Annotated in this window: 21 protein-coding genes and 1 tRNA gene; 16 read left to right on the top strand and 6 right to left on the bottom strand. The window is 57.1% G+C overall.

From position 1 onward, the window contains the following. Window position 1 precedes the first annotated feature (1 nt). The 10 genes from fmt (at window position 2) to OHL21_RS20775 (ending at window position 8,095) form a co-directional block, all read left to right on the top strand. Window positions 2–928 (top strand): methionyl-tRNA formyltransferase, encoded by a 927-nt coding sequence (fmt, locus tag OHL21_RS20820; RefSeq protein ID WP_263419230.1) that lies wholly within the window; start codon window positions 2–4, stop codon window positions 926–928. Continuing rightward, on the top strand, window positions 925–1,554 hold the full coding sequence (tsaB, locus tag OHL21_RS20815; protein WP_263419229.1) for a tRNA (adenosine(37)-N6)-threonylcarbamoyltransferase complex dimerization subunit type 1 TsaB: 630 nt from the start codon (window positions 925–927) through the stop codon (window positions 1,552–1,554). The genes fmt and tsaB overlap by 4 nt, the downstream gene beginning before the upstream one ends. A 401-nt stretch (window positions 1,555–1,955) precedes the next feature. Next, window positions 1,956–2,408 (top strand): ribosomal protein S18-alanine N-acetyltransferase, encoded by a 453-nt coding sequence (gene rimI, locus OHL21_RS20810; protein ID WP_263419228.1) that lies wholly within the window; start codon window positions 1,956–1,958, stop codon window positions 2,406–2,408. A gap of 31 nt (window positions 2,409–2,439) precedes the next feature. Then, entirely contained in the window at window positions 2,440–2,640 is a 201-nt protein-coding gene (locus OHL21_RS20805; protein WP_263419227.1) for a DUF465 domain-containing protein, read from the top strand. 449 nt (window positions 2,641–3,089) lie between these two features. After that, a complete protein-coding gene (locus tag OHL21_RS20800) occupies window positions 3,090–3,716 on the top strand; it encodes a phosphatidylserine decarboxylase (protein WP_263419226.1) in 627 nt (208 codons plus the stop codon). After that, window positions 3,716–4,549 carry a CDP-diacylglycerol--serine O-phosphatidyltransferase gene (pssA, locus tag OHL21_RS20795; RefSeq protein WP_263419225.1) on the top strand — a complete coding sequence of 278 codons (834 nt, stop codon included), beginning with the start codon at window positions 3,716–3,718 and terminating at the stop codon, window positions 4,547–4,549. The genes OHL21_RS20800 and pssA overlap by 1 nt, the downstream gene beginning before the upstream one ends. Before the next feature lie 21 nt (window positions 4,550–4,570). Beyond that, window positions 4,571–5,614 (top strand): Asd/ArgC dimerization domain-containing protein, encoded by a 1,044-nt coding sequence (locus OHL21_RS20790; RefSeq protein WP_263419224.1) that lies wholly within the window; start codon window positions 4,571–4,573, stop codon window positions 5,612–5,614. Between the two features lie 3 nt (window positions 5,615–5,617). Then, window positions 5,618–6,622 carry a magnesium transporter CorA family protein gene (locus OHL21_RS20785; RefSeq protein WP_263419223.1) on the top strand — a complete coding sequence of 335 codons (1,005 nt, stop codon included), beginning with the start codon at window positions 5,618–5,620 and terminating at the stop codon, window positions 6,620–6,622. 17 nt (window positions 6,623–6,639) lie between these two features. Beyond that, window positions 6,640–6,727 (top strand) — tRNA-Leu (locus OHL21_RS20780). Window positions 6,728–7,069: 342 nt separating this feature from the next. Next, window positions 7,070–8,095: a nucleotide kinase domain-containing protein gene (locus tag OHL21_RS20775; protein ID WP_263419222.1), complete on the top strand. Its 1,026-nt coding sequence runs from the start codon at window positions 7,070–7,072 to the stop codon at window positions 8,093–8,095. On the opposite strand, the gene OHL21_RS20770 is transcribed toward OHL21_RS20775, so the two are convergent. Further along, the gene (locus OHL21_RS20770; protein ID WP_263419221.1) at window positions 8,092–8,967 is read right to left on the bottom strand and encodes a nucleoside triphosphate pyrophosphohydrolase family protein; all 876 of its coding nucleotides are present in this window, start codon (window positions 8,965–8,967) and stop codon (window positions 8,092–8,094) included. The genes OHL21_RS20775 and OHL21_RS20770 overlap by 4 nt on opposite strands. A gap of 12 nt (window positions 8,968–8,979) precedes the next feature. Further along, window positions 8,980–9,600, bottom strand: coding sequence for a dCTP deaminase (locus tag OHL21_RS20765; protein WP_263419220.1), 621 nt, complete (start codon window positions 9,598–9,600; stop codon window positions 8,980–8,982). Between the two features lie 302 nt (window positions 9,601–9,902). Here OHL21_RS20765 and OHL21_RS20760 point away from each other — a divergent pair, with 302 nt between their 5' ends. Genes OHL21_RS20760 through OHL21_RS20750 form a run of 5 tightly spaced genes read left to right on the top strand, consistent with a single transcriptional unit; the run spans window position 9,903 to window position 13,091 of the window. Further along, window positions 9,903–10,274, top strand: a complete 372-nt coding sequence (locus OHL21_RS20760) for a hypothetical protein (protein ID WP_263419219.1) — start codon at window positions 9,903–9,905, stop codon at window positions 10,272–10,274. Then, window positions 10,255–10,608, top strand: coding sequence for a helix-turn-helix domain-containing protein (locus OHL21_RS24585; RefSeq protein WP_399259043.1), 354 nt, complete (start codon window positions 10,255–10,257; stop codon window positions 10,606–10,608). Before OHL21_RS20760 ends, OHL21_RS24585 begins: the two co-directional genes overlap by 20 nt. Further along, entirely contained in the window at window positions 10,605–11,606 is a 1,002-nt protein-coding gene (locus tag OHL21_RS20755) for an ImmA/IrrE family metallo-endopeptidase (RefSeq protein ID WP_263419218.1), read from the top strand. Before OHL21_RS24585 ends, OHL21_RS20755 begins: the two co-directional genes overlap by 4 nt. Then, complete coding sequence (locus OHL21_RS24580) at window positions 11,603–12,241, top strand: C1 family peptidase (RefSeq protein WP_399259041.1); 639 nt, start codon at window positions 11,603–11,605, stop codon at window positions 12,239–12,241. Before OHL21_RS20755 ends, OHL21_RS24580 begins: the two co-directional genes overlap by 4 nt. Then, the gene (locus OHL21_RS20750; protein WP_263419217.1) at window positions 12,234–13,091 is read left to right on the top strand and encodes a thymidylate synthase family protein; all 858 of its coding nucleotides are present in this window, start codon (window positions 12,234–12,236) and stop codon (window positions 13,089–13,091) included. Before OHL21_RS24580 ends, OHL21_RS20750 begins: the two co-directional genes overlap by 8 nt. Here OHL21_RS20750 and acpS read toward each other — a convergent pair. The 3 genes from acpS to fliB form a co-directional block, all read right to left on the bottom strand. Further along, on the bottom strand, window positions 13,080–13,454 hold the full coding sequence (gene acpS / locus OHL21_RS20745; protein WP_263419216.1) for a holo-ACP synthase: 375 nt from the start codon (window positions 13,452–13,454) through the stop codon (window positions 13,080–13,082). The two genes, OHL21_RS20750 and acpS, sit on opposite strands and share 12 nt — an antisense overlap. A 100-nt stretch (window positions 13,455–13,554) precedes the next feature. Continuing rightward, entirely contained in the window at window positions 13,555–14,625 is a 1,071-nt protein-coding gene (locus OHL21_RS20740; RefSeq protein WP_263419215.1) for a hypothetical protein, read from the bottom strand. Window positions 14,626–15,410: 785 nt separating this feature from the next. After that, the gene (gene fliB / locus OHL21_RS20735) at window positions 15,411–16,685 is read right to left on the bottom strand and encodes a flagellin lysine-N-methylase (protein ID WP_263419214.1); all 1,275 of its coding nucleotides are present in this window, start codon (window positions 16,683–16,685) and stop codon (window positions 15,411–15,413) included. Between the two features lie 499 nt (window positions 16,686–17,184). Between fliB and OHL21_RS20730 the strand changes: the two genes are divergently transcribed. Further along, window positions 17,185–18,762, top strand: coding sequence for a DUF1593 domain-containing protein (locus OHL21_RS20730; protein WP_263419213.1), 1,578 nt, complete (start codon window positions 17,185–17,187; stop codon window positions 18,760–18,762). A gap of 395 nt (window positions 18,763–19,157) precedes the next feature. On the opposite strand, the gene OHL21_RS20725 is transcribed toward OHL21_RS20730, so the two are convergent. After that, window positions 19,158–20,108: a sugar-binding transcriptional regulator gene (locus OHL21_RS20725; protein ID WP_263419212.1), complete on the bottom strand. Its 951-nt coding sequence runs from the start codon at window positions 20,106–20,108 to the stop codon at window positions 19,158–19,160. Window positions 20,109–20,220: the final 112 nt, after the last annotated feature.

The raw sequence follows: 20,220 nt of genomic DNA, 5'->3' as shown, positions 1-20,220 counted from the left end.
GGTGCGCCTGGTCTTCTGCGGTACGCCGCAGTTCGCCGTGCCCACGCTGCAGGCGCTGATCGGCGCCGGGCATGAGATCGCCCTGGTGGTGACACAGCCCGACCGTCCCGTGGGTCGCAATCAAGAGATCGTGGCTCCTCCGGTGAAGCAACTCGCGCTTTCGCATGGGTTGCGTGTCCTGCAGCCGGAGAAGATCAAGACCAACGCAGAGTTCCGCGCGGAGCTCGAAGCGATCGCTCCCGACGTGATTGTGGTCGTGGCTTATGGCCGCATCATCCCAAAGTGGATGCTCGATCTTCCGCGGTACGGCAACATTAATGGGCATGCCTCACTGCTTCCGAAGTATCGCGGAGCCGCGCCGATCCAGTGGGCCATCGCCAATGGGGAGACCATTAGCGGCGTGACCACCATGCTGCTGGACGAGGGTCTCGATACCGGCGCGATGCTCCTGAAGCAGGAAGTGCCAGTCGGGCCGGAGCAGACATCGGTGGATCTGTTTCCGATCCTGGCCGAGGTGGGCGCGAAGCTGATGGTGGAAACGCTTGCAGGATTACAGGCAGGAACTATCACGCCGCAGAAGCAGGATGAGTCCCAGGCGTCGCTGGCTCCGATTCTGACGCGTGAGGACGGCCGCATTCAGTTTGCACAGACAGCACAGTGGAATGTGAATCGCTGGCGCGGCTTTCAGCCGTGGCCAGGGTGCTTCACGATTTTTCGCGGTAAGAAGCTGACGGTGCGTCGCATGCATGCTGAGGCCGGTGTTGCAGAACCGGGAGCCGTGCGCGTGAATGGCGACAGCTTGCTGGCCGGGTGTGCTGACGGCACGATGCTGGTGCTGGATGAAGTGCAACTCGAAGGCAAGAAGCGTATGCCTGCGACGGACTTTCTGCATGGCTATCAGGTGAAGTCGGGCGAGGTGCTGGGGTGAGCGATCGGCGGTTGCTGGTGATCGATACCTGCGGCCTGGGCGGATCTGTCGCTTTATCGTCTGCAGCAGGAGTGCGGCAGATAGAGCTCGCGCCCAGGATGGCAGCCTCGCATGGCATGCGTGCTGTGCGCGCGTTGTTAGATGAAGCAGGGTTTTCGCTGGCGGATCTCGATGCCATCGCTGTGTTGCACGGACCAGGGTCATTCACTGGCGTGCGTGTCGGGGTTGCCATGGCAAAGGGGTTGTCCGAGGCGTCCGGTGTTGGGCTGATTCCGCTGTCGCGGCTGGACGTCCTGCGGGCAATGCAGCCGAAGGCGATGTTTGCGGTGCTCAACGCGGGCCGAGGGGAGTTTTACCTGGGCAGCGCGAGTGAGCAGGAGCTGGTGACGCTGGAAGAGATGCTGAGCCGTGTGCCTGCGCATGTGACGGTGGTGGTCTGCGAAGATCGGGTAGCGGATTCGCTGGATGCGTTCATGGTGGTGCGTGTGGCGGAGCCAACGGCAAAATGCGGCCTGGGTTTGGCGATCGAAGCGCTGGAGGCCGGCAGATTGGTGACTGCTGAAGCTGTGGATGCGCTGTATCTGCGTCGCCCGGATGCGGAACGAGCCCTGGAGCATAGGGGATAGCACGGACTGGGTGCCCCATCTGCGAAGCAGATGTGGGGCATTAGGGGTCCCCAGCGAACTTGTTCGCTGGGTGAACCACTCGAGCCAAGCTCGAATTGTTTTGCTTAAGGGGACGGCTTCCAGCCGTCCCGTACCCAGCCTCCAGGGAAGCGGTTTTAACCGCTGAGGTCATCGCGCTACGCGGGATATTCGCGCAGGAGCGCGAATATCCCACTCATCGCGATCCACCCTAGCGAAACAGGTCGTCAGGGACCCGTCTCGCGATGAATGGGGCACCCATTGTGGTGGCGATATTCCCACATCTGCTTCGCAGATATGGGGCACCCTGTGTGGTGGTTAGTCCGTTTTTATGGCGATAATTCTCTATGGCTAGTGCGTTCAGACGGGCGGAGGAGAGGGACGTGGCTGCGCTGCAGCGGTTGCAGGCTGCGACGCCGGGCATGCCGCCGTGGACTGACGTCCACTGGCGGGGACTGCTCGCCGGAGACGCCATTGTCGTAATCGCCGAGGCCGACGGAGACATCGCAGGCTACGCCGTGGCCTCGCTGCTGCGGATTCCCGGTGAGGTTCTGGCCGAGCTGGAGGCGATTGTTGTGGCCTCTGCCTATCGGCGAAACGGCCTCGGGAACGGGCTCCTGCGGTATCTGCTGGGTGAGGCTCAGGCCGCCGGAGCGATACGGCTGATCCTGGAGGTCCGTAGCGGCAACACTGCTGCGCGGGCGCTTTATCGGGGGCTCGGTTTCCAGGAGGAAGGGCTGCGCCGCAGGTACTATCGCGACCCGGTCGAGGACGCCGTGTTGATGTCCCTACAGTTTCCACAAGACACGGTTGCCCTCGAAAAAAGACCGGAGTAAAGTGCTTGGCATCAGTCTGGAGGAGGTTTTCATGCTTCCTGCGCACACCGAGGCGTCGTTCCGTCATGAGCAACTTACCCGTCTACAGATGGAACACGCGAACTACTCTGAACGCCTTGATCACCTTGTCATGAATCCGCTGCATTCACCCGCGGACCAATGGGAGGAGATTCGCCTGAAAAAGATGAAGTTGAAGTTGAAGGATGAGATAGAGCATCTGCGAGGGGACTAGGTCCCTCTGCGGAAGCTGCGGAGCCAATCGAGCCGGCAATAGCGCTGGGCAGCGATGCCTTGCAGGATCGGTGTGTCTCCGTACGTCGGTGCAACCCAACTGGGTGCCCCATATCTGCGAAGCAGATGTGGGACATTCGGGGTCCCCAGCGAACTTGTTCGCTGGGGTGAACCATTCGAGCGGAGCTCGAACGGTTTTTGTTTGTTCGGACGAATTGGTAGAGAAGCAGATTTCTCCGCTCCGCTCCGAAATGACAAACAAAAATCGCTCGGGATAAAGTTGTGGCTCCTCGCCCACCCTAGCGTTGCGAGGATGGGGCACCCGGGAGGTGGATTTACATCGCCGATACCTACGTCCCTTTAGGCACATGGGGCACCCCCGGTGTATGGGCTCCCAAAACCTCGGATAACGACCTTTTCTCCCCACGGCTCTATAATCGGAAGAACTTTATGGTGCGTGACGGTTTTCTGTATGCGCTCGGCCTGGGTGTCGTTGCGGTTCTTCTGTGGTTGACTGCATGGCCCTGGCTGGCTGTGATTCCGGTTCTGCTGGCGGTCTTCTTCCTCTGGTTCTTCCGCGACCCCTCGCGTACGATCCCGCAGGGCAGGGGAGTCATTGTCTCTCCGGCGGACGGCAAGGTGACCGAGGCCGAGTGGATCGAGACCGGCGCCGGATCGCGCCTGCGTATCAGTGTCTTTCTCAGCGTCTTCGACGTGCACGTGAACCGTTCGCCGATCGAAGGCACGGTGACACAGGTCGACCATCGGACAGGCTTGTTCAGAAACGCGCTCTCGCCGGATTCGTCGCTGGTGAATGAGCAGACGCTCGTCAGCGTCGACGGCCCCAACTATCAGGTCAGCTTCAAGCTGATCGCCGGTCTGCTGGCGCGCCGCATCGTCTGCAACCTGAAGGCTGGCGACAAGGTTGAGCGCGGACAGCGCATCGGCCTCATCAAGTTCGGTTCGCGTGTGGATGTGCTGTTGCCTTCGGAGGCGGTGCTGAAGGTCAAGAAGGGATCGCGGGTGAAGGGCGGATCGACCATTCTGGCGGAGATGCCCGTTGCTTCGGAGGCTTGATGGATGAGCTGATCGAGCGCCGTCACAAGCAGCCGCGGCGCGCCATGTATGTTCTTCCGTCGTTGTTCACCGCGGGCAATATCGCCGTGGGGTACTACGCCGTCATGCAGAGCCTGCAGGCGGTATCGACCGGGGACGCCAGGTTCTTCGACCGCGCGGCGATTGCCATCGCCTTCGCCATGCCCTTCGACGCTCTGGATGGCCGCATCGCCCGCATGACCAACACGGCCAGCGAGTTCGGCAAAGAGCTGGACAGCCTGGCCGACGTCATCACCTTCGGCGTGGCGCCCAGCATTCTGGCCTATCTGTGGGGATTCCGCATGCTGCCCGTGGTGGGCAACCTGGTCTTCCGGCAGAAGGTGATGGACCTGGGGCTGTTCATCTGCTTTTTGTTCCTCATCTGCGGAGCCAGCCGCCTGGCGCGGTTTAACATCACCAAGGACCCGAAGCCGCAGAACCCGGGACGGCCTGACCGGAAGTACTTTGTCGGTATGCCCATTCCCGCCGCGGCCGGTGTTGTGGCTTCCGTAGTGCATTGCTTTGATGGCCAGCCGATCGACAATATCTGGATCGCGCTGGTGTGGTTGTCGTTCGTTGCGTTTGTCGGGTTCCTGATGGTGAGCCGCTGGCGCTTCTGGAGCGGCAAAGAGATTAACCTGAGCCGGGGGCATCCGTTCCGGCTTCTGATTCTGCTGACGCTGGCCGTGGTGCCGCTGTTCCTGTGGTCTGGGATTACGTTGATCACGCTGGCGCTCAGCTATACGGTGTACGGTCTGTTCTCACGCGTGAGCTATGGATGGATGCGACGCCGTCGTCCGCAGACCGCATCGTAGCGGCAACAGGAAGGAAACAAGATGGAAGAACGCGTGTATCACGTCGGCGTGGCCGGCGCATCGAGCCTGGCAGGCAAGGACCTGCATGAAGAGCTGGGGCAAAGCGTGCTGGCCGCCGCCGATGTGCGTCTGCTGGACCATGAAGAGCTGGCCGGAACGCTTGAGGCCACGGAAGACGAGATGAGCTTCATCCAGAAGATCGACGCCGACGCCTTCGATGGCCTGGACCTCGTCTTCTTCGCCGGCACCGCCGCGCAGACCAAAGAGAGCTGGAGCTTCGCCCGCAAAGCCGGTGCAGGCATCGTCGACATGAGCTATGCCCTGGAAGAGCAGCCGGAGACGGTCGTACTGGGTCCGTGGGCGGAACAGGCGCTGGCGTTGAAGGGACCCGGTGCGGCGCTCAGTCTCAGCACGGTCGCAGTCATCGCCGCACATCCGGCGGCGCTGATGCTGTCACTCATCGCGGCGCGTGCAGGCAAAAGCCTTCCGCTGCAGAGCCTGGCCGCAGTGGTCTATGAGCCGGCATCGCAGATGGGCAAGGAGGCGATGGACGAGCTGCATCAGCAGACACTGAACCTGCTCTCATTCCAGTCGCTGCCCAAGGAACAGTACGACGCGCAAGCAGCCTTCAATCTTCTGCCGGTCTTCGGCGACGGAGCGGTGCAGCGGCTGTCCATTACGGAAAACCGCATCCATAAGCACTTTGCACGGCTGGCTGCAGGTCGCCTGCCCGAGCCGGCTCTGCAGATCGTGCATGCCCCGGTCTTCCATGGCTATGTCCTCAGTGTGCTGCTCGAGTTTGCGCAGCCGGTAGAGCTGGCTCTGCTGGAGCGTGCGCTCGAAGGCGAGCATGTCGAGGTGCTGTTGGGCGATGCCGAACCGCCAAGCAATGTCAGCGCTGCGGGGCGGAAAGAGATCCTGGTCCGCCTGCCTGAGGACTCCGGTTCGGAGGTCTCGCGGGTGTGGCTGTGGCTGGCTGCGGACAACCTGAAGCTGGCCGCGCAGAACGCCATCGCCTGTGCCGTGGAGCTGGAAAAGCTGCGTCCGCAAGGCAAGGTGCAGTAGCCGATGCTGCGGTCGTTTCACGTCGAGAATGGAGCGCTGCGTATCGACGAGGGCGACTCACCCTCGCTGCTGCAGCAGGCCGCATGGATCGACCTGCTGGCGCCCACTCCGGAAGAAGACCACGCCGTCGAACATGCGATGGGGCTTTCCGTTCCCACCAGGGAAGAGATGGCCGAGGTGGAGAGCAGCAGCAACCTCTACCGCGAGAACGGCGCCTCGTACATCACGGTCCGTCTGGTCAGCCGTCCGCGTGACCAACAGCCCAAGCTGGCGGCCGTGACCATGATCGTGACGGCCAGACAGTTTGTCACGCTGCGCTATGCCGATCCCACGGCCTTCAAGCTCTTCTGCGCGCGTGTGGATAAGACGCCGAAGGTCATCGAGCATCCTCGTGATGCTGTGCTGACCTTTCTGGAGACCGTGGTGGACCGCGTAGCCGACATCCTGGAAGAGATCGGCAACGGCCTGGATGTTCTGGCCGGCGAGCTCTTCGCGCAGGATGCTACCTCGACCAAGAAGGCTGTGGAGAAAGACCTGGCCGCCATGCTGCGGACGATCGGCCGCAGCGGCGACCTGGCGGGCCGCGCTCGTGAGAGCCTGCTGAGCCTGACACGGGCGGCCGGCTTCCTCTCCGGAGAAGAGAACGGCGAGACACCGCATCAGGACCGCAACGAAGCCATGCACCGTAACGAAGCCCTGCGGCTGAAGACGCTGCAGCGGGATATCAAGTCTCTGCTGGAGCATGATGCGTATCTGCTGTCGCAGATCCAGTTCCTGCTGGACTCAAACCTGGGCATGATCAGCATTCAGCAGAATGCGATTATCAAGATCCTGTCGGTAGCGGCCGTCATCTTCCTGCCGCCTACACTGGTGGGCTCGCTGTATGGCATGAACTTCGAGCATATGCCGGAGCTGAAGTGGCACCTGGGCTATCCGATGGCAATCGCGATGATGGTTTTATCGGCAGTGTTGCCATACTGGTACTTCCGGCGGCGCGGCTGGCTGTAGGCTAGAATAGAAAACAAGCCGGGATGGCGGAACTGGCAGACGCAGCGGACTCAAAATCCGCCGACCCTTGCGGTCGTGGGGGTTCGACCCCCCCTCCCGGCACCAAAGAATCGAAGTTATGAAGCATCAAACCTCTCGACGCGAGAGGTTTTTTCACGTCCAAATGCTCGGGCGCCAATTTGCACTGATCGTTAGCTCGAATGACGGAGATTCCTAGGAGATCGAAAACAAGGAATGAGGATTTTCAAGAAGGATTCCAGCCCGATGTTTGGGCAATTGTGCTATATCGACGGACGCGAGCACCGTGCAAGGGATTGACCGCAAGAAAGACGCGTCGATTCTGGTGGTGTGCAGGCCGAATCCTCGTTAGCGCTCAGCTGGCGTGGGAACGGCAGTGCAATCAAGAGGATGAGACTTGTGTATCGTCAAAGAATGTCCCCTACAGTCGTGAATCGCAGCTTCGAATTTCCCGCGCCCAACAGCACTGAAGTATCGCGCCCACAGTTGACTTTGAAATTCGCGGGGCGTACATGGAAAACGACGGCGGTGTTCGCGAGCTACTGGTATTTCGCCGCTGAAAGGCAACAGATCTTTTTTCGTCGGTTGGAGCGTTTACCGAATCTCACTGGAGATCCGATTCTGCAAAGTTTTAAGTTCACGAACGCTTATCGAGCTTCAGACAGAGTCAGTCAGTTCTTGATCCGACACGTGATCTACGGAGGTGATCAGAGCCCAGTTCAACTATTCTTTCGGATCGTTCTATTCAAATTGTTCAACAAGATTGAGACTTGGGAAGTTCTGTCCGCACGGATTTCCGATCTTTCTTGGCGGCCAGGAATTCTCGACGAAATCGATCTGGTTCTATCGGAGATGCTTGACGCGGGATCCAGGATCTATTCAGCGGCATACATAATGCCGAGTGGCGGGAAGGCGTACACGCGGAAACATCGTGCGCATTTGGTTTTGCTCGAAAAGATGATGACCGAGGGCGTGTGGAGGAAAGTGACTGCCGCTCGTTCAATGGAACAGGTATACGATATGCTGCTGAGTCAACCGATGCTGGGGAGCTTTCTGGCCTATCAACTAGCCACTGATCTGAATTACAGCACGCTATGCGATTTTTCAGAACGGGAGTTCGTCGTACCGGGGCCTGGCGCTCGGGACGGCCTACGCAAATGTTTTCCGGATCTTCCGATGGCCTTGGGATCTGACGCGATCAAGGCAGTTTGTAATACTCAAGAGGATCAGTTCGCCGCATGCGGATTGCAATTTCGTACCCTTTGGGGGCGCCAACTGCAGTTGGTCGACTGCCAGAATCTCTTCTGTGAGATCGATAAATATTCGCGCATCGCACATCCGGAGGTTGTTGGCATTTCCGGACGAACAAGAATCAAGCAACAGTTCCGAATGCGCGGTGACCTTCCCAAGCCGTTTTACCCACCCAAATGGGGCTTGCACATCCACTGTCCCTAGCAGGGGTCTTGGTACCGAAGCCTTCTGCTGTCAAGATTGCAAATCACAATGCCTCCACCATTACGCTTCATCTCCCGCCAGACCGCGAAGGCCTGGAGAATCGCATCTTCCCAGTCATTCGACGATCGCGAGCTCACTTCGAGGTGGGCAGTCATCTCCTTGCAGGTACGCAGTAGAGGCCAGTCTAGGCGGGTAACGCCATCAAGCAACGAATGTTGAGTCGCATAAGCGAAGATCAATGCGGCGAGTCCTTCCTCAACCGCGGCCGCCCGTCCTCCATCTTCGACCTCATCGCACATCGGACTGCTCTTCCGCTTCCGCTTCAATAGCGCTCGAAGCACAGGCGACCAGCCAAGGACCGTCGCGAAGCTCAAGTGAAGTAGGTCGTGGTACCTGTAGTCATCGGTCGTATAAGCATTGTCTGTAAGCGTGCTGCCGAACTTCTGCCCACTAATAAATACTTCTAGACGAGGGTGCGTGGTGGGTCCCGAGTTGCAAAACTCTGCCTCGAACACGCGCGGAAACCGTTCTTCTTCGGGGTATTCGCTATCAAATTGCGGAAAGGAGAGTGGGTTCGACGGTTCCCAACGGTCTTTAATTTTCAGCAAGTTAGCATCTGCAACATCGCTAAGGTTAAGACCAAATTGAGCGGCAATGTCGGCGACGTACCAGAGCACGTCACCAAGTTCCTCCACGATTCTATCGTTCATCGAACCGAAGGATGATCCATCACGCAGGACCTTTTTGTACAAAGTCAAAAGGGATCCAGTCTCGCCAGACAAGCCTAAGAGCGCGACCATCTTTGTATTTTGGTCTCCGCGTTCTCCTTGGCTGGTCACTTGGGCCCTCTGCTGATACTCGTTCATATCCATGGCGTACCTCGACTACTTTTTCAAAAGGTTGAGAATCAATGCGACTAGGAGACCAACGCCCAAAGGAGCATAGAAGAGGAACTTGAATTTGAGATCATCAAGGTCCTTCTGGACTTTGGACAGGGTTAAACTCGATCCGCCCAGAAGTTGCACATAACTCAGCGGCAAATCTTCCCTTACTGGTGAACGAGCCTCGCCGATATCGCCGTCGACGGTCGAGAAAAAGATCGTAAACGTTGCCTCGCCGTATCTAAGGCGTATATCGCTCGGGCCGATATTGTTGACGGCGAAGACGAGACGTCCCTTGAACGTCGGATCTACGTGGAATCCGGACACATTGATGAGGCCTTGCATCTTGAAACTATTTTTCAGAGTGATGAAACCTAGCAAATCCCTGGGCATGCTCAAGATTTCGTGAGTAGTCAGGAGGGCGAATTGTCCCGGCGCTATGGTCAGGTATTCCTGCTTGTCGGCAGATAACTTAACGGGCACATCTGCGCCGACCACATAAGACGCCGCGCCCAATCGCAAGTCGTATGAGGCTTGCTGGATATGCTTCGGGTCGCCTGTGTTCTCCGAAAAAAGGGGTGAATTTTGAAAGCGTTCAGCGATGCGTTCGCGCGAGAGAAACATTAGCGTCTCCAGAAGAGGTAAATCTTGAGGACCTGGCAAAGCTCCCCGCAAACAAGAAGGATGAAACCAGTGCAAATCGACCAGCTCAATATTCTGAACCAAAGCAACGTTACATTGCCGAACGCCAGCCTACTGTAATGAGTTACCGCCACCCAAGTGATCAGGTAGGCCAAAGCCGAACACCAGATCAGCCTCCAAGCAAGTTGCAAAAGCAAAATGTCGTCCAACGGGCCTCCCAAAATGTTTGACTTTCGAACATTTTTTATTATACATTGATCGGAAGTCGAACAGGGGGCAACACGATGTCCACGGTCGCACTGCCAAAAAAAGCGTTTCCAACCGACGCTATCACTAAGATTCTGTCGGGCTGGTGGATTTCAAAAACGCAGTCTCCTCTGAAGGAGGCGCCGAAGACGCCAGTAAAAGGAACCGTATTCGCCTTACAGCCTGAGCTGTCGTCTCAGCAGGCCGTGGGTGTTCTAGTGGCTTGTAAGGCCGTGCTTGGCTACCGCCCCTCAAAGGACACGATTAAGAAGGGCGGATACTCGGACAAAAACGACTTTGTGACGACACTTCTACAACAAATCAAGATCGAGTTCGATTGTAAACAACCCGCTCCACAAAGCGCGCAAACACAAGAAGGAGTATTACCAGATGCAACCGTCGCCTACTGAACGCGCAGCCCTTGCTGACCGCCTTAGAGAGGCTCGTGAGTACGTAGGCTTCTCTCAAGACGAAGTCGCACGAAAACTAAATCTCCCACGTACTGCTATTTCGCTTATCGAGTCTGGCCAACGCAAGGTTGAGGCCATCGAGTTGCAGGTTCTGGCAAAACTCTACCAACGATCAATTGGCTCCCTGACGGGCGAAGAACCGCCACCTGAGTTGCCGCAAGACATAGCACATCTTGCTCGAACAGCTTCGAAGCTAACTGAAACAGACCGAATGGAGTTACGCCGATTTGCTGAGTTTCTGAGTAGTCGCGCACCTAAGGAGGACACCGAGTGACATCACAACGGGACGCTGTTCTGGAAGGAACGCTAGAGGCAGAACAACTTCATTCGGAACTCAACGCCAATACAATCGCGAGGGTTCCAGGAACAGCCGTCGACATCTTCAGCGTAATCGATAGCCGTGGAATCAATCTCCTGTTTCAAAAACTAGGAGGACTCCTCGGAGCCTACCTAAACTTCAATAAGCGCGGCATCCTTGTGACTACAGAAAGAACCTTGGCTATTCAACGCTTCACTGCTGCACATGAGCTAGGACATGCAGTTCTGAATCACAGGGCAGGAATCGATGGTGACGACATACTTACCCGCTCCCCCTTCGGTACTCAGCGCTACCTCCCGGAGGAAGTAGCAGCGGATACCTTTGCGGCCATGTTCCTTATGCCGGAGTACTTGATCAACGAAGTCGCCACTCGTCAGCGTTGGGACTCGGCATCGATTCAGCAGCCAGCAGTCATCTACCAAATGGCTCTCCGGTTGGGTGTCAGCTACGAGGCACTAGTTCGCACGCTGACGAAGTATAAAATCCTTTCGGCCTCTCGAGGCCGAGTCGTTCTCGACGAAGAAATCAAATCAATAAAGCGAGGCCTTCTCGGCAACAGGGTTCTCCCTCCGGATTGGCGATGCAATATCTGGGAATTGACGGAACGGGATGCTGAGAGCGTGCTCATCGCAGAGCCGAATGATTTCTTCGTTATACGCCTCCGCGAGATGTCGTCTGCTGGGTATCTTTGGAATGTCCAACAAGCTCGGGAAGCAGGATTCAGCATCGTGGCCGATGAACGGTTCTTGTCTGCCGGTTCTGAGATCGGAAGTGATGTCGAACGAAGATTCACTGCTCAACCGACCTTTACCGGGCAGAAGGATATCCGTGCCGTACAAAGTCGACCTTGGGATCCAGACGATATAGCTGAAGAATTCCGCGTTAAATTCGATATCGCTCGCCCGGCTATCGGATTCACGCTGAGACATCGGATGGAAGTTCTGGCCGCATGATTTTCGACGTCGATCTGCGAAAGGAGTTCGGAGATGCTCGCGACCAGGGAAGGAGGCCAACGTGTCTTGCCTTTGCTGCTTCCGACGCACACGCGCTGGTTCACGCTCAGCCGGCGGAAGAGTTCAGCGTTGAATTTGCTCACTACCGCGCGGCTCATCGAATGCGTCATTATTCGCCAATGGCAGGTACCACACCGGACGCTATGTTTGCCGCACTTGCGCACGATGGCCAACCTCTCGAGTCCCAATGGCCGTATCTTAATGCGCTTCCAACCGATCTGGGTTTATACGCGCCACCCGCGGTCTCGCGAGTTTTTCGACATCAGGGAAGATTGCTCCCGAATCTTTATTCCGCTGAATCTACCCTTCACTTGAAGCGGCCCGTTATCATGGGTCTCGCACTTACGGCATCATTCTTCGGGATACGTACACTCGATCCACTTGAATGGGATTCCGATGGAAATGTGATGGGCCGTCACGCCGTGTTGATCGTGGGCTTGTTGAAGCGAGCCGTCGGCAACGCATTCCTTATACGGAACTCTTGGGGGATGCGCTGGGGCACCCAGGGGCATGCCGTTCTATCTAGGGCCTACATCGAACCCAGGCTTCTGTTCTTAGGAGAATATCGTGCCTAAAGTGAACCGGATCCATCCAGTCGAAGCTGAAACGCTCTCGGACGCATGGCTTGAAGCAATTCGCCTCATTCTTGGTACTGATCGGACACGAATCGATAACTTAATTGTCTCGATCGAGCATCCTTCGGCCCTAACGCCAGGTGATCATGCCGTCTGCAATACGGTTGATTCTTTCCTTCGTTCGAAGGACCTGCTCCCGCTCATCACTGTTGCAAACACAATCTTACCTGGAGGGTATTATCGCGATGGAGGCGCAAAGGCCGTCTACCAGGACTTTCCAGCAAGTTATCAAGCTTCCAAATCAGGCTGGGGGACCTACGCCGGCAGGCTCTTTGCGGAAAAAGTGAGTTCACCGAAGGGTGACTTCATACGGATGGAGCGGATCGTAGAGAAGCTCAAGAAGAATTTCAAGGCGGCCGTAAAGATGCGCGCCTCCTACGAGGTAGACGTATACGATTCTCTATCCACGCAAGAACTATCTATCTACCAACCTGGATATGACTCGAAACAGGACATCGGCCAGCCGTGTCTTACACATCTCAGTTTCAAACTCAACGTTAGAGAGGAAACGGTTTCGCTCACCGCTCTCTATCGATCTCAGTACTACATTCAAAAGGCTCTTGGAAACTTCATAGGTCTAGGCCAACTGCTCGCCTTTACTGCGCAGGAAGCAGGGCTCGGAGTCGGCCATCTAACCTGTCATGCCACACAAGCTGAACTCGATCTTTTTGCTCAGAAGGGGAAGCGCAGGGTTACATGGTCGGTGAAGGATATTTCAGATCTGGCGGAACAGTGCACAGCTACACAAGAAGTGAGCCGTCGCAACAGCGAGGCGCTTCTATTCGTCTAGAATGACGACCGCGCAAGCATAAGCCGCAGTGTGAGAGATGCTCATTCTGATGGAGAATGGTCGGAGTCGCATGCAGTACACTTCTGCTCTCTGAGATAATTCGATAGTGGGAATCGACGCTCCGTCGCTTTGGACCGCGATATCCAGGTAGTCGATCTCGCTTGTCCAGCCGCTCCCAATGGCTTTCATAAAAGCCTCCTTGGCGGCGAATCGAGCAGCGAAGCATTCGTAGGCATTTGGTCTTATCGCAACTGCCGCAACCTCTTCCTCCGTGAAAACCTCATGTAAGAAATCATGTTGATCTTCGATCGAGGTCCTCATTTCCTCGACGCTCGCTATGTCAATACCGACACCCTTGATCATCTTGCCCTCTTAGAACATTGCAATTCTTGACCTTACTATCGTCTACTCGCATTTCTTCGATCTTCTCGGAATTGCCTTCTACAAGTAAGTACATTTCTGCTCATGTACCGAAGCACCGACCAGCCACTGTCACAGTCATGAACCTCGGATTAATGTTGTTTGGTCTTGCAAGCAAGAGTTCGCCGGATTTTTCTTTGCCGATGTTGCGGGAGAAGAGGAAGCTGCCGTCTGTGCCTAGGAACATGGCTCCGATCTCGGTGCCATTGGTGTTGATCTCTTTGCCGAGTAGCTCTGTCTTACGCGCGGCGTCCGCCGCTTGCTTCGCACTCAGTTGCCTTTCCCTTTCATCCGCGCGGACACGAGCTGCTGCCAGGAGATCTTTCACTGCACGCCGTTCGATTGCGTCGTGGCTTGCTGCGACGGCGTTCTCCCGTTGGAAGCGTTGCAGAAGTTCGAGCCCGCACCGCTCACTGGGTGCTGATAGAAAGTCGATGAGCAGGTCATCCTTTTCATTTGCAGGCAAGCCCCGAACCCAGGCTGCGAGTTCCTCGCGCGGCGGCCCTGGTTTCAGCGGCGCAGAAGCGGACGCTGCAACTTCGACGAGATCCTCGTCGATTCCAAGAAATTCGATCAGCGAATCAAGGGGCGCTGACAATTCGCGCAGACCGGCGGGCACAGGCGGCTCCAGCGCATCTCCAGAGAATTCCTCATTCTGCGCACACATAAGCCACCCGAGATACAAGCAGCGAAGATCGCCCCGAAGCAGATCGGAGCGCAGGGAAACCAACGATCCCATCCAGCCAGTGCCATCATCCCAGTCGTCATAGGACTCAGGTTCGCTTTCAAAGGTGACAATCACGAACTGTCCCGCACTTCGCGCACGCGCGGACTTGCCTGGCAGAATCGACTTGAGATGTTTGAAATCAACCAGCTCCTGCGGCAAGCGAAGGTGGAATTCTCGCGTCCCCCAATTTGCCAGATAGACAAACGCATCGAAATACTGTTCCAGAAGTTTGAGCGGATCGGCTTTCAGGTTGCCCCACTCGTAGTGATTCTTAAAACTCGTCGTGGTAATTGCGGCGCGCGAGGAGATGGCACGAAGGGCGTCCATCTCGGTCTTTGTCAGCGCATGGTCAATTGCTTTGAAGTCGTAATACTGGTATTCGCTCACCTGGAGTATTTCCCTGTAGGTGTAGTGTAGGGCGTCGCGCCTATGGGCGTTTCCGCAGGGAAAACGCCGCTGCTCTCCTGTTCCGAAATACCCAGCGACAGGGAAATGCTCTAGGTGGGGGCTGCGAAGGCGAGGAGTAGGAGAAGGGGCAGTATGGGTTCTGTTTTGGATGTTTCTATCACGGATGAGTGGAGAAGCGGATTTCTTCGCTACCCTTCACCCCACCCAGCGGAGCTGGCTGGGACCCCAATCGCTACGAAATGACAAACAAAAAAGCAGGTCCTTCCGTACGGTCAGGATGACCAGACAAAACATTCGCGCGGAGCGGGAATTAGCTGGTGGGAGCAGCGGACTTTAGTCCGCTGATTGAAGGTCTTAAATGATGATGGGCTTTCAGCCCTGGGTTCTCTCTGAGACGACACAAAAAGCCCAGGGCTGAAGCCCAATTTCTTTAGAGCCAATAAGCCGTGGGCTGAAAGCCCACGCCTTCACCCCAGCCAGCAAAGCTGGCCGGGACCCCGATGCTCCCACCCATACGCGCGTAGCGCGAATCGTACCTCAGTGGCTAAAGCCACTGCCTTTGATGACTTGATACGGCACGGCTGAAAGCCGTGCCCTTAAGCAAGACATTCGCGCGTAGCGCGAACACCCAGGTCCCTTTAGGGACCCGGGGCACCCGGTGTATTTCTTGGATTGATGGGATCGGTTGGCGGGGCGAATATCCCACTCACGCTTCTCGTGAATGGGCGCCCGGTGTTGTGGTGATCTAGGGACAGCGGCCCCGTTTAGCGGGGGAGGATCTCTGCGATGCTCTTCATGTCTGCCAGGTTGCGGTCTTCCAGCAGGGTGAGGAGCTGTTGCAGGTAGCCGGGGCTATGTTCGACTGTTTTGGAGAAGGATTGAACGGTCTTCACCACGGCTTTCTCATCGAACCCGGATTGGCGGTTGCCGGAGATGCCGATCAGCAGGCCGTGGACCAGGACGTATTGGCCGATCAGCAGGGTGTATTCCTGGAAGATTGTCTTTGGCGTCGAGTGCGCGCTGGCTTCGCGGCCGAAGGGGAACAGTGTTCTAAAGATGTAGTTCAGTAGGTAGTTCTCGAGGATATGCGGATGCTGCTCGAGGAACGGTTTGCAGTAGGCGTTGTCGGCGTGCTGATAGCGCTCCAGGTCCTGGGCGGCCGATGATTCCGGGGCGTAACCGATGCCGGCGAGGAAGTCTTGGAAGGACTCGTTGAATCGCTTTGAGTTCACACCGGAGCGGTTGGCAAGGTCAGCGACGCGAAGGACGAGATCCAACTGTGCGGCGGTGTTTGCGGGTAGGTGATCGAGCTCCGTCCGGAGTGTTCCTTCCTCGACGATCTGCTGGTAGCTCTGGATGATCTCCGCCACCTTTGCTTCACCTTCCAGCGAAGTGACCTCGTCGAGCTGCTTGCACATCATTCCCATCAGGAAGATCCGCTGCCAGAGCGGACGGCTGCGATCGGTGATCAGATCGCCCAGGCACAAGCGCACCTCGGTGAAAAAGTTGAAGGGCTTGTGAGGCAAGCCGGGTCCGTTGCGAGCGACCTTCGAAAACTGGTCGGTGCGGAAGGGAACAGCGGGGCCATCGGTGTGGTGGTTCGCAAATCCCGGATCCAGAAGCACCATGCGCGCTGCCTCGGGGCAGGAGAGATAGAGCGAGACCTCGAGCCGTCCGTCCACCTGATTGAGGGCGCGGGGATAGGTGGAGCATGCGGCCGACAGGTAGTCGTGGCCATGCTCCTTGTGGATGCCGCAGAGGCGCTGTGCCGTGAAGAAGGGGCACTTCTTGTCGGCGGTCATCTCGATGCTGGCGTAGAGGTTGTCGCTGGTAGAGCCTGGAACCTTACGGATATGGGTATCGACGGCAGACCGGATCTCGCTGACGGGCAGCAAACGGTAGAACTCATACGTCTTTTTGTCGACGGGAACGGAGAATCCGTTGCAGCAGGTGTCGTCGCAGGCTCCGCTAACGCATTGGAATGCTTGCCCGTAGAGAGGCTGAGACGGTAGAGGTTGACGTACGGTAGCGCGGCTCACGGGGTTGAGGGTGCAATTTGGGGGCCGTTGGCGGGTGGAGGGGATCAGAGGGCTCTAATGTCGGAGATGGGCTATTTTTGTTTCTCATCCCGAAGGGATCTGCTTCTCCGCCTTTGCTCTTCCGGGGGAAAAGCATCGGAGTAGAGAAGCGGATTTCTCCGTTCCCTTCGGTCACTGCGAAATGACAAACAAAAAAACGGTTCGCGCGAAGCTTCACCCCAGACAGCAAGCTGACTCGGGACCCGATGCGCGAATGCCCAGGTCCCTTTAGGGACCCCGGGGCACCCGTTCGCGTGACAACGCGAATGTTGTGCTTAAGGGGACGACTTTAGTCGTCCCATATCGACGAATCCAAGCAAGTGGCTTTAGCCACTGAGGGCAGCGCTTCAAGGCGACCAAGACCTAAGGCTTGACCGGCCGTAACCGCCGATGCTACTTTCCTTCTGCCGAAAGTGCATGTTATGTCTATATCGCATAAATATGTCGCAAGTGAGGGGCAATGATTCGTTCCAGACGCGTGCAAGGGTGTGTGGTTCTAACGGCCGCGATTTCCGCGGCCTTTGTGGTGTCCGCTGGTGCGCAGGAGATTCCCGCCGCGCCGCCGTTCAAGAGCACTCCGTGTAACTGGAACTGCCTGGATAAGGAACATATCGTCCCAGTCTCGCCGACAACAGATCCGGCGCAGGATCAGGGGAAGCACCGCGTCTTTGTGCTGACCGATATGGGCGCCGACAACGACGACAGGCAGTCGATGGTGCGGCTGGTACTGTATGCGAACGAGATCGATATCGAGGGACTGGTAGCAACGACGTCGACGTTCATGATGGACCGGACGAATCCCTGGCTGATCCAGGAAATCATCAAGGCCTATGGACAGGTGCGGCAGAATCTGCTGAAGCACGATCCGCACTATCCGACAGCGGAGTTTCTTGCGGCGCTTATCAAGTCAGGCGCACCGGAGTATGGCCTGGGCGGGGTTGGTCCGGGGAAGGACTCCGAGGGTTCGGCGCTGCTAATTGCTGCGCTGAAGAAGAACGATACGCGGCCGCTGTGGGTCTCGATCTGGGGCGGAGCGAATACGCTGGCGCAGGCGCTGTGGAAGATCCGCTCAACCGAAAAGCCGGAGACGGTAAAGGCTCTGGTCGCCAAGCTGCGGGTGTATGCGATCGGCGATCAGGATGATTCAGGCTTCTGGATGCGTAAGGAGTTTCCGGACCTGTTCTGGATTACGCCGACGGGCTTCAACACCGGCATCAACTCGACTGACGCCGGCTCGAATCCGGAGATGATTTCGGCGGCGTGGCTGGGGAAGAATATTCAGCAGGGGCATGGGCCGCTCGGTGTGGCGTATCCCGATACGGCCTATGGCATGGAGGGCGATACGCCGGCGTACCTGAGTCTGATTCCCAATGGGCTGAACGATCCGTCGCATCCCAACTATGGAGGCTGGGGCGGGCGCTTCGCGCTCTATACACCGCCACCTCCGGCTGCGCCGCAGCGTCCGATGCATGCCGGCTTTCGATCACAGAACGTGGTGGTCCCGGTTCCCGAGACTCGGCCGATCTGGACCGCGAGTGACGATCAGTTTCATGGTCCGATGGCGCGAGGAACGCGCAGGCCCTTCGATCCTGCTCAGGCGGATCAGCCGGCACAGCCGAAGAATGCCGGTGTGACGCTGTGGCGCTGGCGCGAAGACTTTCAGAATGACTTCGCGGCGCGTATGGAGTGGACGACGAAGCCGTATAACCAGGCGAATCATCCGCCGATTGTGGTGCTGGCCGAGAATACTCCGGCGGAGTTCAGCGTGCACTCCGGGCAGGAGTTTCATCTGAATGCGACGGGCTCACATGATCCCGATGGTGATTCGATTACGTATTACTGGTTTCAGTACGTGGAGGCGGGAGATCTGCCGGAGCCTGTGAGCTTTGCTCCGTTTTCGCAGGTGTTGACGGACCTGCCGGTGGTAGCGCCGAAGGTTGATTCGCCGAAGACGTTGCATTTCATCTGCCGAGTGACGGATCGTGGCACCCCTCCGCTGTCACGCTATCGGCGCGTGATTGTGCATGTTTTGCCGTAGGGGGATAACCCATACACTGCGTGCCCCATTCATCGCGTAGCGATGAGTGGGATGCCTCGCGGAGCGAGATTGATGAACTATAGAGCGGGCCTTCAGCCCTTGATTTCAATGGAGTCCCGAAAACCTGGGGCGTTGCCCCAGGCTGATATAGAACGCGCCTTCAGCGCTTAGGTCTGTGGCACTTTGTTTGTCATTTCGTAGCGCTCGGGGTCCCCGGCCAGCTTTGCTGGCTGGGGTGAAGAGTAGGGAGAAATCCGCTTTTCAACCAATATGCCTTTGAAAGAGAAAAGCAGATCCCTTCGGGATGACAACAAAAAAAGACGATTCGAGCTTCGCTCGAACCCCCACATAAGCTTCGCGTATGTGGGGCACCCAGGTTGTGGCGCTCTATACGATTACGTCTTCAACAGCTTCTGTGCTGTCTTCTGATCGGTGATCAGGACATTGATCAGCTTGCCTTTGATCGCTGCCTTGATGGCGGTGAACTTCGCCGGTCCACCGGCGATACCGATGATCTTGCTGACGCGCTTGAGCATCGGCATCTCAATCCCGATAACGCGGCTAAGCAGCGGGGAACGGATCAGTTCGCCCTGTTCGTTGAAGAACTGCAGGCAGATGTCTCCAACGGCGCCTTTCTTCTGCAGCGACTCAAGCTCTGCCATGGTGAAGCTGTTGCCGCTGCTTTCGAGAAGGGCCGATGGCTTCAGGGCGCCGATGCCGACCAGAGCGATGTCGAGTGTCGGGAACGTCTCGATGGTTTCACGCACGTACGGTTCCTGCAGCAGCAGATCACGTGTCTTGGCGCTGCCGGTTACACCCGGAGCCTGCAGCAGAACAGGAGTCGCACCGATCAGGCGCGAGAACTGGTTCACGAGCTGGGTAGCGCGTGATTGGATGTCAGGTGTTCCGACGCCGCCGAGCATCTGGATAACGCGTCCACCCTCGGCGCGATTGGTCGGATGAAGCTGATCGACCATGGCGAGCAGGTGTCGGCTCCAGGAGGAGATGCCGATGTTCTCTTTAGGGCGCAGAGTCGATTCGAGCAGGAAGGCGGCGGCTGCACCAAGCTCCTGAATCATGTGGAACTCGTCGTCAGGGCAGTCGACGATGACCACTTCGCGCAGGCCGAAGCGACGTTCCAGCTCTTCTTCCATCTCGGCGTAAACGCCGCCGGGAACGTCGACGATGACACGCACCACGTTCGCCTCACGTGCCTTCTTCAGAAGGCGGGAGACAGTGGACTGATGGATGCCGAGCATCTCGGTGATATCCTGCTGCCGCACCTCGTGTACGTAATAGAGGCGGGCGATCTTGACCATCAGTCGGGTTTCATTGATGCGTGGCATATATATTTATGTCTGCATAATAGTACACGTGAGTTTGTTCACCCTATGTCTTACATGATTTTCCCTGCCCGAGTGCCCCACCATCGGGGTCCCCAACGAACTTTATTCGTTG

The organism is Terriglobus albidus (assembly GCF_025685425.1).
GTDB classification, from domain to species: domain Bacteria; phylum Acidobacteriota; class Terriglobia; order Terriglobales; family Acidobacteriaceae; genus Terriglobus; species Terriglobus albidus.
Note: the sequence above shows the minus strand (reverse complement) of the source record. Positions and strands in the feature narration are given on the sequence as shown.